The organism is Ferrigenium kumadai (assembly GCF_018324385.1).
In the GTDB taxonomy this organism is placed as follows: domain Bacteria; phylum Pseudomonadota; class Gammaproteobacteria; order Burkholderiales; family Gallionellaceae; genus Gallionella; species Gallionella kumadai.
In genome coordinates, this window is sequence record NZ_AP019536.1 from 1,374,854 (window position 1) to 1,388,393 (window position 13,540).

Consider the following 13,540-nt stretch of genomic DNA (forward strand, 5'->3'; position numbering starts at 1 on the left):
GGTTAGATCTTACGGAATACCAGCGAGCCGTTGGTTCCGCCGAAGCCGAAGTTGTTGTTGACCGCGACGTCGATCTTCATGTTACGGGCAGCATTCGCGCAGACGTCCAAGTCGCACTCCGGATCCTGCTCGAAGACATTGATCGTAGGCGGAGCGATCTGATGGTGCACCGCCAGCGCGCAGAACACCGATTCCACGCCACCAGCGCCACCCAGCAAGTGGCCGGTCATCGACTTGGTCGAGCTCACCACCAGCTTCTTCGCATAATCGCCGAAAGCCAGCTTGATCGCCTCGGTCTCGTTCTTGTCGCCCATCGGCGTGGATGTGCCGTGCGCGTTGACGTAATCCACATCCTGCGGATTCAGTCCGGCGTTGCGCAATGCATTCAACATGCTGCGCTTGGGACCGTCGCTGTTCGGGGAAGTGATGTGATAAGCATCGCCGCTCATGCCATAACCGGCCAGTTCGGCATAGATCTTCGCGCCGCGCGCCTTGGCGTGTTCGTACTCTTCCAGCACCAGCACGCCCGCACCTTCACCGATGACGAAGCCGTCGCGGTCCTTGTCCCACGGACGGCTGGCCGTCGCCGGATCGTCGTTGCGTGTGGACAGCGCGCGCGCGGCGGCAAAGCCGCCGACTGCCAGCGGGCTGATCGTCGCCTCGGCGCCGCCGCAGATCATCACATCGGCATCGCCGTATTCGATAATGCGCGCCGATTCCCCGATGCAATGCGTCCCGGTGGTACAGGCAGTGACCATCGCCAGATTCGGCCCTTTCAGACCATACATCACCGAAAGGTTTCCGGAGATCATGTTGATGATGGTGCCCGGAATGAAGAATGGCGATATCTTGCGCGGCCCGGAAGCGAGATAGTCGTTATGGGTATCTTCGATCATCGGCAGGCCGCCGATGCCGGAACCGATGTTCACGCCGATACGCTCGGCGTTCTGCTCGGTGACCTGCAAACCGGAGTCCTTGAATGCCTCCATACCGGCCACCAAGCCGAAATGGATGAAGCGATCCATGCGGCGCGCATCCTTGGCGGGCAGGTACTGCATCACATCGAAGTCCTTGACCTCGCCCGCAACCTGGCAAGCGAGTTGGCTCGGATCGAAGTGGGAGATCCTGGTGACACCCGATGTCCCAGCGACGATATTCTGCCAAGCCGTGGGAATCCCCGTCCCGACCGGGGAGATGATCCCCAGTCCGGTAATGACTACTCTACGTTTAGACAAACTGACTCCGTTTTAGCAACAGAAAGGAGAAGATGAATTACTTTTGATGAGCCAGGACGTAGTCGATGGCTTGCTGAACGGTGGTGATCTTTTCTGCGTCTTCGTCGGGGATCTCGCACTCGAACTCTTCTTCCAGAGCCATAACCAGCTCAACGGTATCCAGAGAATCGGCACCCAAATCGTTGACAAAGGAAGACTCGTTCTTCACTTCGGATTCATTCACACCGAGTTGTTCAGCAACGATCTTCTTAACGCGTTGTTCAATAGACATTTATTCTCTCCTACCCTTGATTAAAGTTCAAAAAAGCCCGCGCATTGTATCAAATATGCCCGGAATTCCAAATCACTACTTGCTAATGCTGCCAACCCACCCCGAAAAGCCTGTCCAGAAGCCCTAAAACGGGGATGTGCCAGCCCGGTAGGCGCCTCAATCCAGCGGCGGCGCGATCTTGATGATCTCCTCCGCCGTGGTCAACCCCGCCGCCACCTTTTCCGCCCCGCTCAGCCGCAGCGGCTTCATTCCCTCGCGCCGCGCCAGGGCCTTGATCTTGTTCAGCTCGGCATCCTTGACCAGCAGCTTCTTCATCTCCGCGCTGAGCGGCAGCATCTCGTAGATGCCGGTGCGACCGCGATAACCGGTCATGCGACACTCCAGGCAGCCGGTGGCGACGTTGACTTGCGCCGGCTTAACCGCCTTCCACGGACTGACCAGCTCCTGCCAGGTCTCGTCGCTGATCTCACCCTTCGCCTTGCAATGCGGGCACAGCGTGCGGGCCAGCCGTTGCGCCATCACGCCCAGCAGCGTCGCGCTCAGCAGATAGGGCGGCACGCCCAGCTCCAGCAGGCGGGTGATGGCGGAAGGCGCGTCGTTGGTGTGCAGCGTCGACAGCACCAGATGCCCGGTGAGCGCCGCCTGGATCGCCATCTCGGCGGTCTCCACATCGCGGATCTCGCCCACCATGATGATGTCCGGGTCCTGCCGTAGGAGGGTGCGCACGCCGTCGGCGAAATTCAGCCCGATGTTGTGCTGCACCTGCATCTGGTTGAACGCCGGCTCGACCATTTCGATCGGGTCTTCCACGGTACAAACGTTCACTTCCGGCGTGGCGAGCTGCTTCAGCGTGGAGTACAACGTAGTTGTCTTGCCAGACCCGGTCGGGCCGGTCACCAGGATGATGCCGTTGGGCTGGCGCGTCCAGTCGTTCCACAGCGCGGTCTGCTCGCGCGAAAAACCGAGGTCTGCGAAATTCTTGACCAGGATCTCCGGGTCGAAGATACGCATCACCAGCTTTTCGCCGAAGGCTGTCGGCATAGTAGAAAGCCGCAGCTCGATCTCGTCGCCGTCCGCGCTCACGGTCTTGATGCGCCCGTCCTGCGGCCTGCGCTTCTCGACCATATCCATGCGCCCCAGCAGCTTGATGCGATTGGTGATGGCATTGGTCACGCTGGAAGGCAACTGATAGACCTGGTGCAGCACCCCGTCGATGCGGAAACGCACGATGCCGAGGTCGCGGCGAGGCTCCAGATGAATGTCGCTGGCGCGCTGCTCGAAGGCGTATTTGAACAGCCAGTCCACCAGCGTCACCACATGCTGCTCGTTGGCATCCAGGTTCTTGTTCTTGCCCAGTTCGACTAGTTGCTCGAAATTCTGCACCCCGATGACCTGCCCCGTCTTCGCCTTGTTGGCGAGCTGCACCGACTGGGCGAGGCTGTATATCTCCGGCAGGTAGTGGTTGATGTCGAGCGGGCTGGCCAGCACCAGCCTGATTTTCAGGTTTAGCACTCGCTCCAACTCCGCCACCCAGTCAGTGACGAACGGCTCAGCCGTGGCAATAGTCACCTCCCCCTCACCCGCCTTGACCGGCATGATCTTCAGGCGCTCGGCGTATGACTTGGAAACGATATTGGCGATGCCGCCAAAATTCAGCTGCAGCGGGTCGATATGAAAATGCGGCATGCCGAGATGTGCCGCCAGCCATTCGGTGAGGAATTCGATGGTAAGGATCTTGTTGGGCGGCAAGGCGTTGCGCCATTTCTGCTCGCCAACAATCACCAGAGGATGCACGTGCGCACTCTTATGGGTTTGGAGCAACCTCTCCGCCTCCGCCTCCGGGACCATATCGTCCCGTACCAGCCAGCGCAGCACGAACTCCAGCGTCAGCTTCTGCCCCTGCTGTGCGGCGATGAAATTCTCTTTGGTCATGGCACGCCCCCGGATGGAATGGCATAAGTCTAATGGCTTGCGGGCCTGAGGGGAAATGCTTCACAGCCTGACATCGGCCGGTGGGCACTTGGGATTCGTGAGGGACAAAAAAACAGCGGGCATGATGCCCGCTGCTTTAAGTCAAACCTGCCGATAAGGATCAGGCTTTGACGCTGATGACGGAGCCGACCGTCTGACCGCTGGTATTCACGGTGGGTTGTGATGGAGCGTTCATTGCCGCCGCCATGCCGCCATCGTCGCGATCACCGTCATTCTCTTTTTCCGCAACTCGCTCAGCGTGAGTCTGCGGCTGGGGCTGCACTTGGGACACATAGTTGCTGCCCGAATTAACCGAACTGATTGCCATTACGCTCTCCTTATTGGTGATATGAACACAACTTCCCTGAACAACCTAGGGGTTATCGGCAAGGATACGGAAACCTTTAATATTTTTTATGCCCCCTACCCCATGACACATCCCATGCGCTGCAAGCCGGATGGACCGCCCCCTCTGCTATCATGGCGCGATGCTCAATATTCAGAATATGACCTTCCTGCAGGGCGGGATTCCGCTATTCCAGCAGGCGAATCTGCAGGCATTCGCCGACCAGCGCATCGGCTTGGTCGGCAAGAACGGCTGCGGCAAATCCACCCTCTTCCGCCTGATCCGCGGCGAACTCAAGCCCGACGGCGGCGACATCTCGATGCAGAGCGGCAAGACCATCGCCTTCGTCGAACAGGAGATCGCCAACTCGGATCAGCCCGCACTGGAGTTCGTGCTGGACGGCGATGTGCAGTTGCGCCAACTCGAAAAGATCCTGTCGCGCGAACAGCATGACGCCGCATGGTTCGAGGCCCAGCACCAGTTCGAGGCCATCGACGGTTACGGCGCTCCGGCACGCGCCGCACAGCTACTCAACGGACTGGGCTTCGCCACCGACTCGCTGGAGCGCCCAGTGACCAGTTTCTCAGGCGGCTGGCGCATGCGACTGAATCTGGCCCGTGCGCTGATGCACCGCGCCGACCTGCTGCTGCTCGACGAGCCGACCAACCACCTCGACCTCGAGGCGATCCTCTGGCTGGAGCAATACCTGTCGCGCTACCCCGGCAGCATCCTGCTGGTCTCGCACGACCGCGAATTCCTCAACGCCACCGTCAACCGCATCGCGCATGTCCACGACTGCGTGATCGACAACTACGCGGGCGACTACGACGACTTCGAGCGTGCCCGCGCCGAACGCATCGCGCAGCAGAACCAGGCCTACGAGCGCCAGCAGGAAAAGATCGCGCACATGGAGGATTTCGTGCGCCGTTTCCGCGCCAAGGCCACCAAGGCCAAGCAGGCGCAAAGCCGCATCAAGGCCTTGGAGCGGCTTACACGCATCGCCCCGGCGCATGTCGCCGACGGCCATTTCGAGTTGGAGATCGAAGCGCCGGAACGCAGCCCGGATCTGCTCATGCGCGTGGAGAAAATGGGCTTCGGCTACGGCGACAAGATGCTGTTCCAGAACGTCGACCTGATGTTGCGCAGCGGCGCGCGCATCGCGCTGCTCGGCCCGAACGGCGCGGGCAAATCCACGCTGATCAAACTGCTGGTCGGCGAACTCGCCCCCACCACCGGCAAGCTGGAACTCACGCCGGACATCCGCATCGGCTACTTCGCCCAGCACCAGCTGGAAAACCTCGACAGCGCGGCCACACCGTTGCAACACATGGAACGCATCGCACCGAAGGAAACCACACTCGCGCTGCGCACCTTCCTTGGCCGCTTCGGCCTCGCCGGCAACGAAGAAGATCGCCCGGTGGAAAGCTTCTCCGGCGGCGAGAAGAGCCGCCTCGCATTGGCACTGCTTGCCTGGCAGAAGCCGCACCTGCTGCTGCTCGACGAACCCACCAACCACCTCGACCTGGACATGCGCGACGCCCTCACGCTCGCGCTGGAGGAATACACCGGCGCGGTGGTGCTGGTATCCCACGACCGCAGCCTGATCCGCGCCGTGGCCGACGAACTGTGGCTGGTCGCCGACGGCAAGGCGCAACTGTTCGACGGCGATCTTGAGGACTACAGATCCTGGATCGAAGCGCGCCGCCCGCGCGAGACGGCGCAGGTGCAGCCGGAAAAGCCCAGACAGGAAACCGCCGCCCCCAAGCCAAAGAAGAAAGCCCTGCTGTCGAAACAGACCAAACTCGAAGCCGACCTGAACAAGGCACAGGCCGAACTGGCCGAGATCAACGGCAAGCTGGCCGACCCCGCCACCTATAGCAGTTGCAACAACGACTTCATCGCCGACCTGAATGCCCGGCGTATAGTGCTGGAAACCAAGGTCGCGGAGCTCGAAGAAAGCTGGCTGGAACTGGAGATGAGCCTGGAAGAAGCTGTGTAGTTTTGATGGTCTCGCCGTAAAATGCCGTTTTCCATTATTGGCCGAGCACCATGAACCAACCCGCCGCTTCCCAGTCGTTCGCCCTATCTCCCAAAGAGATAGGGGAGTTCAATCGCTTCCTGCTGTCGGACATCACCTCGGACGAGACGATGATGCTGGACACGCTTGATGGCTACCTGACCGCCATCGCTATCGGGCCGACTTCATTAAAACCCAGCCAATGGCTGCCGAGAGTCTGGGGACCCAAAGCCAGCGACGAGCCTGCGTTCGAGACCTTGGAACAGGCCCAGCATGTCCTCGACCTGATCATTCGCCACTTGAACAGCATCACTGAAAGCCTGCAAAACGATCCGGATGCACACAAGCCGATCTTCGACACGCTGGTTTATGAGGACAACCCGCGCGAATATGCCGATGGGGAGATGTGGGCACATGGCTTCATGACAGGCATCGCGCTATGCCGGGAAGACTGGCAGCCGCTTTTCGACGATCCCGACGGAGCAAAAGTCCTTCGGCCCATCCATCTGCTCGGCTCCGACGATGTCACCCCGGAAGAGATCGCGCTCGCCGAGACACCCGAGCAGCGCGAGGAAATCGGCAAACAGATTCCCGCGAGCGTGGCCTGGATCTACCGGTACTGGCAGCCCGTCAGAAAACCGGTGTTCGAGCGCATGGCCGCCAGCACAATTCAGCGTGACCAACCCAAGATCGGGCGCAACGATCCATGCTCATGCGGCAGCGGGAAGAAGTTCAAGAAGTGTTGCGGGGCGGCCGTATTGCATTGAGGTAGCTTGATCTATGCAGCGAGGCACAACCGTCGTACGGATGATTTCGCCTTCGCTCAATAACAGGAAGCAAAGAAAACATAAAAATGCCGCAGTTCAATAATACGAAGACAGGCAGGGCATTTAACGAGGTGGCTGGTGGATCATCATCAGACTTGAACATTCGCGACGAAGCCGTTGAAGACATTGCCATATCTCCCGATGAAGAATTTATTCGGCTGGGCCAAATAATTGATGGGATACGTCACGAATTAACAGTTCCGTCTGCCTTGGAAGACTACGCGCTCCGGCATGGCGCCCGAAAAGAAGAGGATGGCCGCTGGTCCTGGACTGGGGCCGTTCCTAACGAATTGTTGTGTTTCGTGGACAAGAGGGGAATTCGGCCGGCAATCTCATTTCTTCCCAAGGACGTGAAGTACTGCCCTCATTGCGGATCGGAAATGGTCATTCGCAAGAGACGGGAAAAAAATCTCTTTAAGGGGCTCCGGCAGAACAATGTGCAAAATCCGGAATTCTGGGGATGCACGAGCTATCCCGCTTGCACGAAGACTCTTCCTGTCGAGAAGTCCGACGCCGGCATGAGGGAAGTGAAGAAGGTTGAGGTAGACAGAGAAGCGATTGCTGAACTGTCCAATTACGCCGCGTCTGTCTTGGGCAGCCCCGCCGCAGTTGATCGCTGGATGTTCACGCCGAAAATCGCACTGGGCAGGAGGAAGCCGGTAGATTTCCTATTTTCAGAGAAGGGACGAAGCCGCATCAGAGGCATGCTGGATGCGATCTTCTACACTGCCAGATAACCCTCGGCGTGAACCGGATTGATCAATCCCCCAGCGCCCTCACCTTCACGGTCTTGCCCTTCACCTTGCCTGCCGACAATCTGCGCACCGCCTCGTCGGCTATGTTGCGCGCGACTGCGACGTAGGTGGAGAAATCGGTCACAGTGATCTTGCCGACCTGTTCGCGGGTGAACCCGGCTTCGCCGGTGAGCGCGCCCAGCACGTCGCCGGGGCGGATCTTTTCCTTGCGGCCGCCGAGGATTTGCAGCGTGACCATGGGCGGAACTAGCGGGGCATCGTCGCCGGCCATTTCATTGAGTTGATGCCAGTCCGGTTCGAAGCCCATCATCTTCGCGATGGTCTCGACGCGGTGTATCTCGGACGGGCTGGCAAGGCTCAGCGCCCAGCCGTCCTCGTCGGCACGTCCGGTGCGGCCGATGCGGTGGACGTGGACCTCCGGGTCGGGCGTGACGTCGACGTTGATCACCGCTTCGAGCTGGGCGATGTCCAGGCCCCGCGCGGCGACGTCGGTGGCAACCAGCACCGAGCAGCTGCGGTTGGCGAACTGGATCAGCACCTGGTCGCGTTCGCGCTGTTCCAGATCGCCGTTCAGCGTCAGCGCCTTGATGCCATGCGCCTGCAACACATCGAGCAGGTCGCGGCATTGCTGCTTGGTGTTGCAGAAGGCCAGCGTGCTGACCGGGCGGTAGTGTTTGAGCAGAGCGGCGACGGCCTGCAAGCGGCCCTCGCGGCTCACCTCGTAGAAGCGCTGGCGTATCTTGCTGTCGTCGTGCTGCTCCTCCAGCTTCACTTCCTGCGGCTTATGCATGAACTGCCGCGCCAATTGCATGACGCCGTCCGGATAAGTCGCCGAGAACAGCAGCGTCTGGCGACGGGCCGGGCATTGCCTTGCGACGTAAGCGATCTGGTCGTAGAAGCCCATGTCCAGCATGCGGTCGGCCTCGTCCAGCACCAGCGTGTTCAGCCCCTCCAAGGTCAGCGTGCCGCGGTCAAGGTGATCCATGATGCGCCCCGGCGTGCCGACGACGATATGCGCGCCGTGCTCCAGGCTGGCGATCTGCGGGCGCATCGTGGTGCCGCCGCACAGCGTAACGACCTTGATATTGTCGGCGGCGCGCGCAAGGCGGCGTATCTCCTGCGCCACCTGGTCGGCCAGTTCGCGCGTCGGGCACAGCACCATCGCCTGCACCGCGAACCAGCGCGGGTTCAGCTTGGCGAGCAGCGGCAGGCCGAAAGCCGCGGTCTTGCCACTGCCGGTCTTGGCCTGCGCAATCAGGTCGTGTCCTGCGAGCGTGATCGGCAGGCTGGCGGCCTGTATCGGGGTCATCGTCAGGTAGCCCAGCTGCTTGAGGTTCGCCTGCATCGCGGACGGCAGCGGTAGTTCGTCGAACGGGTGTCCAGTAGTGTCGGTCATGGCGATACTCAGGACTTGCGTCGTCTGCCCGGCAGGGTCTTGCCCCTGACCAGTTCTTTTTTTGAAATCCACACCGGCTTCGGCTTCTCGATCAGCCAACTCCGCCCCGAACTTCTGGCTTTCTTGTGCGCCTGGATCGCGGCGAGCAACAGGTCAGGAGCGACCTGCAGCATTTGATGCTCGCCGTTGAGCCGGTAGTCAGCCAGGCTCTCCTTGATGTCGAAGATACGCTCCCGCGTCTCGGCCTTCTTGCGCAGCATCGCCACCATCGCCTGTGCGTCCTGCGACAACGTGTAACCGCCCTCCTGCTCGGAGATCAGACCGTAGGCGGAGAGCCGGGAAAACGCATCCGACAACTTAGTTTCAGGAGGAATGTTTCCGTTGACCAGGTCGGCCGCGGCGACGATCTCGACCAGCTCGGCAGGCCGTCGCTTCGCGGCAAGGCTCAGGGCCAGCAACAGGATTGCATCGACATCATGGACTGGATACATCGTGGACCTTTAAATGAATGAGAGGAGCCGTAAAGCAGAAAGCTTTGCATAGCCAATCGGCTAAGTCACCAGAATACGGTGACATAAGCCACTGGTTAGCGCGAGCCGGATTCGTCCGGCCTGTCGCGAAAAAGAGAGTGTATGGTTTGCGACGCAAGGCCATACCTCGTGAGACTGAAAAACGATGGCCGTCATCGAACGACCGTTTGCAGCGCAACGACTCAAGCCGTTACGCTGCGACCACCTTACTCCATGTACATCCCGCCGTTCACGTGCAGCGTAACGCCGGTGATGTAGGAAGCACTCGGGCCGGCAAGGAAAGCAACTGCGGCGGCGATGTCGGCCGGCTGGCCGAGACGCTTCAGCGGCACATGCTCGACCAGCTTGGCGCGTGCTTCTTCGCCCAGCGCATGGGTCATGTCGGTATCGATGAAGCCGGGGGCAACGCAGTTCACCGTGATGTTGCGGCTGCCGATCTCCTGCGCCAGCGACTTGGTGAAGCCCGCCATGCCCGCCTTGGATGCGGCATAGTTGGCCTGGCCCGGGTTGCCCATGCTGCCGACCACCGAGGAGATGCTGATGATGCGGCCCCCGCGGGCCTTCATCATTGCGCGCAGCACGGCGCGGCTCATGCGGAACACGGACTTGAGGTTGGTCGCCAGAACATCGTCCCACTCCTCGTCGGTCATGCGCGCCAGCAGGTTGTCGCGGGTAATGCCCGCGTTGTTCACCAGGATGGATATCTCGCCGAACTGTGCGCGGATCGCGCCCAGCACCTGCTCGGTCTGCACCGCGTCGTTGACGTTCAATGCGAAGCCCGCGCCCTTGATGCCCGCCGCCCCCAGATAGTCGCTGATGGCTTGCGCGCCCTTGTCGCTGGTCGCGGTACCGATCACGGTCGCGCCCTGCTTGCCCAGTTCCAGTGCGATGGCCTGGCCGATGCCGCGCGAAGCGCCGGTCACCAGCGCGATTTGTCCTTGCAATGCCATGTGAGATCCCCCTTCAGTTTTCGAGACGACGTCTTATGCGAGCGCGGCCAGTGCGGCTTTCAGCACTTCGCCGTCGTTGATGGCCAGCGCCTGCTGGTTGGTGTCGATGCGCTTGTTCAAGCCTGCCAGCACTTTGCCGGGTGCGCATTCGACGTTGTGCGTGATGCCCTGTTTGCCGAACGCTTGCACGGTCTCGACCCAGCGCACCGGCGAGTACAGCTGGCGCACCAGCGCGTCGCGGATGCTGGCGGCATCGCTGTAGGAAGCCACATCGGCGTTGTGCAACACAGGAATGCTCGGCGCTTGAACAGTGACGTTCTTCAGGTAGTCGCGCAACTGTTCCGCAGCGCCTTTCAGCAGACTGCAATGCGACGGCACGCTCATCGGCAGCATGATCGCGCGCTTCGCGCCCTTGGCCTTCGCCAGCTCCATGCCGCGCTCGACGGCACCGCGATTGCCCGCGATGACCACCTGGCCAGGAGAGTTGTAGTTCACCGCTTCCAGCACCTCGCCCTGCGCGCCTTCGGCACACACGGCGCGGACCATGTCGTCGTCCAGCCCGAGGATCGCGGCGATACCGCCCACGCCTTCCGGCACGGCCTGCTGCATGCATTGCGCGCGATAGCGCACCAGCGGCAGCGCATCGGCGAAGCTGATCGCGCCGCCGGCCACCAAGGCGGTGTATTCGCCCAGGCTGTGGCCAGCCATGATGGCCGGAGCAGCACCGTTCTGAGACTGCCAGGCGCGATACACTGCCACACCTGCGGTCAGCATGATGGGCTGTGTATTCACCGTGGCATTCAGCTCGGCGTCTTCGCCTTCGGCGACCAGTTGCCACAGGTCCTGTTTCAGCACGTCGGAAGCTTCGGTGAAGGTGTCGCGCACGGCGGCGAAATCGGCATAGCCGTTCATCATGCCGCGCGACTGCGAACCCTGTCCCGGAAATACAAATGCGAATTTAGTCATTGTCATGCCCTACCACTTGATGAGAACCGCGCCCCAGGTGAACCCGCCACCCACGGCTTCGATCAGGATATTCTGTCCGGCCTTGATACGCCCGTCGCGCACTGCCGTATCCAATGCCAGCGGGATCGAGGCTGCCGAGGTGTTGCCGTGATTAGCGACGGTCACGACTACGTTGTCCATGCCCAAGCCGAGTTTCCTGGCGGTCGCTTCGATGATGCGGATGTTGGCCTGATGCGGCACCAGCCAGTCGATGTCGCTTCCGCTCAGCTTCTGCTCTTCCAGAAGCTCTTCAACGACATCACTCAACACCTTGACCGCAAACTTGAATACCGCCTGACCGTCCATCTTGATAAAGGGATCGCCGTCGACTTCGCCGTTGCGGACATTGCCCTCGGCCTTCAGCATGTGGCGATGGCTGCCGTCGGAATGCAGCTTGCTGGCGACGATGCCAGGCTTGTCGGATGCGCGCAGGACCACAGCACCCGCGCCGTCGCCGAACAGCACGCAGGTGGTGCGGTCGTTCCAGTCCAGCATGCGCGTCAGCACTTCGGCACCGACCACCAGCGCGGTCTTGGCCTGGCCGCAACGGATGTACATGTCGGCGGTATTCAGCGCATAGACGAAGCCGCCGCATACGGCTTGCATGTCGAATGCGGCGCCGCCGTTCCTGATGCCGAGCTTGTCCTGCAGGACGCAGGCGGTGCTGGGGAACAGGTGATCGGGCGACGTGGTCGCGACGATGATCAGGTCGATCTCGTCGGCGCCGATGCCTGCCGCCTCGATCGCCTTGCGGCTAGCCTGCAGCGCGAGGTCGCTGGTCAGTTCGCCTTCGGCGGCGATGTGCCGCTCGACGATGCCACTGCGCGTGACGATCCAGTCATGCGAGGTATCGACCGTCTTTTCGAGGTCGTAGTTGGTCAGCACCTTGGCGGGCAGATAGCTGCCCGTGCCGATGATCTTCGAATGCATCAGGCAACTCCTTGTTCTGTTTTCTGGCGCTCGTGGTGCCATTTTTCGACATGTTCGCTGATGTGGAGCAGCATGCCCTCGCGCGCCTCTTCGGCTGCTTTCTCGATGGCACAGCGGAAGGCGAAGATATCCGCCGAACCGTGGCTCTTAACGACGATGCCTTTCAGTCCGAGGAAGCTCGCGCCGTTGTAGCGGCGATGGTCGACCCTGCGCTTGAATGCATTGAGCACCGGCATCGCAATCAGTCCCGCCAGTTTGGTGAAAGCATTGCGCTTGAACTCTTCCTTCAGGAAGCCGCCCAGCATCTGTGCCAGCCCTTCGGTGGTCTTCAGCGCGACGTTGCCGACGAAACCATCACACACCACCAGGTCGGTGGTGCCCTTGAAGATGTCGTTGCCTTCGACGTTGCCGTAGAAATTCAGGTCGCTGCCACGCAGCAACTCTGCGGCCTGCTTGACCACCTCGTTGCCCTTGATGTCTTCGCTGCCGATGTTGAGCAGACCGACGGTCGGATTGGGCTTATGCTCCAGCGCGGTCACCAGCGTGGAACCCATCAGGGCGAACTGCAGCAGGTGTTCGGCGGTGCAATCGGTGTTGGCGCCCAGATCGAGCATACAGACCTGGCCTTTTTTGGTCGGCAGGTAAGAGGCGATGGCGGGACGGTCGATGCCAGGCAGAGTCTTCAGCACGTAGCGTGCCGTGGCCATCAGCGCACCGGTATTGCCAGCGCTGACGCAGGCGGAAGCCTCGCCGCTCTTGACGAGGTCGATCGCGACGCGCATCGATGAGTCTTTCTTGCCGCGCAACGCGGATTGCGGCTGCTCGTCCATCCCCACCACTTCGCTCGCAGCATGGATGCGCAGGCGCGGACCGGCCTGCACGCCCAAGGCGCGCAGTTCCGACTCGATGGCATCGGGGATACCCACCAGAACGATGGTATCGCCGGGAAACTGCTTCAGATATTCAACTGCGGCGGGGATGGTGACCGTCGTGCCGTGGTCGCCTCCCATCGCATCTATGGCCAATGTGACGTCCACTAAGCGATCCCTGGGAAGATAAAGAAAGCAGAAACAGAAAAGAAAACGCAGCCGGCCATCACAGCCGGCTGCGTCACTTCAAAGACTTATTCGCCCTTGGTCTTGACTACTTTCTTGCCGCGGTAGAAACCGGTCGGGCTGATGTGGTGACGCAGGTGCACTTCGCCGGTGGTCGGCTCGACCGCTGTGGGCGGGTTAGTCAGGAAATCGTGGGCGCGGTGCATGCCACGCTTCGACGGGGATTTTTTGTTCTGTTGAACTGCCATGTTA

At 60.8% G+C, this 13,540-nt stretch carries 14 protein-coding genes; 3 read left to right on the forward strand and 11 right to left on the reverse strand.

All coding sequences use genetic code 11. From position 1 onward, the window contains the following. Positions 1 to 2 precede the first annotated feature (2 nt). From fabF to FGKAn22_RS06605, 4 genes are all read right to left on the reverse strand, one after another. Entirely contained in the window at positions 3 to 1,235 is a 1,233-nt protein-coding gene (fabF, locus tag FGKAn22_RS06590; RefSeq protein WP_212784835.1) for a beta-ketoacyl-ACP synthase II, read from the reverse strand. A gap of 37 nt (positions 1,236 to 1,272) precedes the next feature. Further along, the gene (acpP, locus tag FGKAn22_RS06595) at positions 1,273 to 1,506 is read right to left on the reverse strand and encodes an acyl carrier protein (protein ID WP_212784836.1); all 234 of its coding nucleotides are present in this window, start codon (positions 1,504 to 1,506) and stop codon (positions 1,273 to 1,275) included. Positions 1,507 to 1,662: 156 nt separating this feature from the next. Next, complete coding sequence (gene tfpB / locus FGKAn22_RS06600) at positions 1,663 to 3,438, reverse strand: type IV pilus assembly ATPase TfpB (RefSeq protein ID WP_212784837.1); 1,776 nt, start codon at positions 3,436 to 3,438, stop codon at positions 1,663 to 1,665. 160 nt (positions 3,439 to 3,598) lie between these two features. Continuing rightward, entirely contained in the window at positions 3,599 to 3,805 is a 207-nt protein-coding gene (locus FGKAn22_RS06605) for a hypothetical protein (RefSeq protein WP_212784838.1), read from the reverse strand. 160 nt (positions 3,806 to 3,965) lie between these two features. Between FGKAn22_RS06605 and FGKAn22_RS06610 the strand changes: the two genes are divergently transcribed. The 3 genes from FGKAn22_RS06610 (at position 3,966) to FGKAn22_RS06620 (ending at position 7,404) form a co-directional block, all read left to right on the forward strand. Beyond that, positions 3,966 to 5,822, forward strand: coding sequence for an ABC-F family ATP-binding cassette domain-containing protein (locus FGKAn22_RS06610; protein WP_212787173.1), 1,857 nt, complete (start codon positions 3,966 to 3,968; stop codon positions 5,820 to 5,822). A gap of 50 nt (positions 5,823 to 5,872) precedes the next feature. Beyond that, on the forward strand, positions 5,873 to 6,607 hold the full coding sequence (locus tag FGKAn22_RS06615) for a UPF0149 family protein (protein WP_212784839.1): 735 nt from the start codon (positions 5,873 to 5,875) through the stop codon (positions 6,605 to 6,607). 86 nt (positions 6,608 to 6,693) lie between these two features. Further along, positions 6,694 to 7,404 (forward strand): MbcA/ParS/Xre antitoxin family protein, encoded by a 711-nt coding sequence (locus FGKAn22_RS06620; RefSeq protein WP_212784840.1) that lies wholly within the window; start codon positions 6,694 to 6,696, stop codon positions 7,402 to 7,404. 22 nt (positions 7,405 to 7,426) lie between these two features. Here FGKAn22_RS06620 and dbpA read toward each other — a convergent pair whose 3' ends face one another. From dbpA to rpmF, 7 genes are all read right to left on the reverse strand, one after another. After that, entirely contained in the window at positions 7,427 to 8,818 is a 1,392-nt protein-coding gene (dbpA, locus tag FGKAn22_RS06625; RefSeq protein ID WP_212784841.1) for an ATP-dependent RNA helicase DbpA, read from the reverse strand. Between the two features lie 8 nt (positions 8,819 to 8,826). Beyond that, positions 8,827 to 9,309 carry a hypothetical protein gene (locus FGKAn22_RS06630; protein ID WP_212784842.1) on the reverse strand — a complete coding sequence of 161 codons (483 nt, stop codon included), beginning with the start codon at positions 9,307 to 9,309 and terminating at the stop codon, positions 8,827 to 8,829. A 245-nt stretch (positions 9,310 to 9,554) separates the two neighbouring features. Next, positions 9,555 to 10,298 (reverse strand): 3-oxoacyl-ACP reductase FabG, encoded by a 744-nt coding sequence (gene fabG / locus FGKAn22_RS06635; RefSeq protein WP_212784843.1) that lies wholly within the window; start codon positions 10,296 to 10,298, stop codon positions 9,555 to 9,557. Between the two features lie 33 nt (positions 10,299 to 10,331). Then, positions 10,332 to 11,264, reverse strand: coding sequence for an ACP S-malonyltransferase (gene fabD / locus FGKAn22_RS06640; protein WP_212784844.1), 933 nt, complete (start codon positions 11,262 to 11,264; stop codon positions 10,332 to 10,334). Positions 11,265 to 11,273: 9 nt separating this feature from the next. Beyond that, the gene (locus FGKAn22_RS06645) at positions 11,274 to 12,233 is read right to left on the reverse strand and encodes a beta-ketoacyl-ACP synthase III (RefSeq protein ID WP_212784845.1); all 960 of its coding nucleotides are present in this window, start codon (positions 12,231 to 12,233) and stop codon (positions 11,274 to 11,276) included. Beyond that, positions 12,233 to 13,270 (reverse strand): phosphate acyltransferase PlsX, encoded by a 1,038-nt coding sequence (plsX, locus tag FGKAn22_RS06650; RefSeq protein ID WP_212784846.1) that lies wholly within the window; start codon positions 13,268 to 13,270, stop codon positions 12,233 to 12,235. Before plsX ends, FGKAn22_RS06645 begins: the two co-directional genes overlap by 1 nt. 86 nt (positions 13,271 to 13,356) lie before the next feature. Continuing rightward, positions 13,357 to 13,536: a 50S ribosomal protein L32 gene (rpmF, locus tag FGKAn22_RS06655; protein WP_212784847.1), complete on the reverse strand. Its 180-nt coding sequence runs from the start codon at positions 13,534 to 13,536 to the stop codon at positions 13,357 to 13,359. Positions 13,537 to 13,540: the final 4 nt, after the last annotated feature.

Coding starts and splice junctions, on each gene's coding strand:
- acpP (WP_212784836.1), bottom strand. CDS start 1,506: ATGTCTATTGAACAACGCGTTAAGAAGATCGTTGCTGAACAACTCGGT.
- tfpB (WP_212784837.1), bottom strand. CDS start 3,438: ATGACCAAAGAGAATTTCATCGCCGCACAGCAGGGGCAGAAGCTGACG.
- FGKAn22_RS06605 (WP_212784838.1), bottom strand. CDS start 3,805: ATGGCAATCAGTTCGGTTAATTCGGGCAGCAACTATGTGTCCCAAGTG.
- FGKAn22_RS06610 (WP_212787173.1), top strand. CDS start 3,966: ATGCTCAATATTCAGAATATGACCTTCCTGCAGGGCGGGATTCCGCTA.
- FGKAn22_RS06615 (WP_212784839.1), top strand. CDS start 5,873: ATGAACCAACCCGCCGCTTCCCAGTCGTTCGCCCTATCTCCCAAAGAG.
- FGKAn22_RS06620 (WP_212784840.1), top strand. CDS start 6,694: ATGCCGCAGTTCAATAATACGAAGACAGGCAGGGCATTTAACGAGGTG.
- dbpA (WP_212784841.1), bottom strand. CDS start 8,818: ATGACCGACACTACTGGACACCCGTTCGACGAACTACCGCTGCCGTCC.
- FGKAn22_RS06630 (WP_212784842.1), bottom strand. CDS start 9,309: ATGTATCCAGTCCATGATGTCGATGCAATCCTGTTGCTGGCCCTGAGC.
- fabG (WP_212784843.1), bottom strand. CDS start 10,298: ATGGCATTGCAAGGACAAATCGCGCTGGTGACCGGCGCTTCGCGCGGC.
- fabD (WP_212784844.1), bottom strand. CDS start 11,264: ATGACTAAATTCGCATTTGTATTTCCGGGACAGGGTTCGCAGTCGCGC.
- FGKAn22_RS06645 (WP_212784845.1), bottom strand. CDS start 12,233: ATGCATTCGAAGATCATCGGCACGGGCAGCTATCTGCCCGCCAAGGTG.
- rpmF (WP_212784847.1), bottom strand. CDS start 13,536: ATGGCAGTTCAACAGAACAAAAAATCCCCGTCGAAGCGTGGCATGCAC.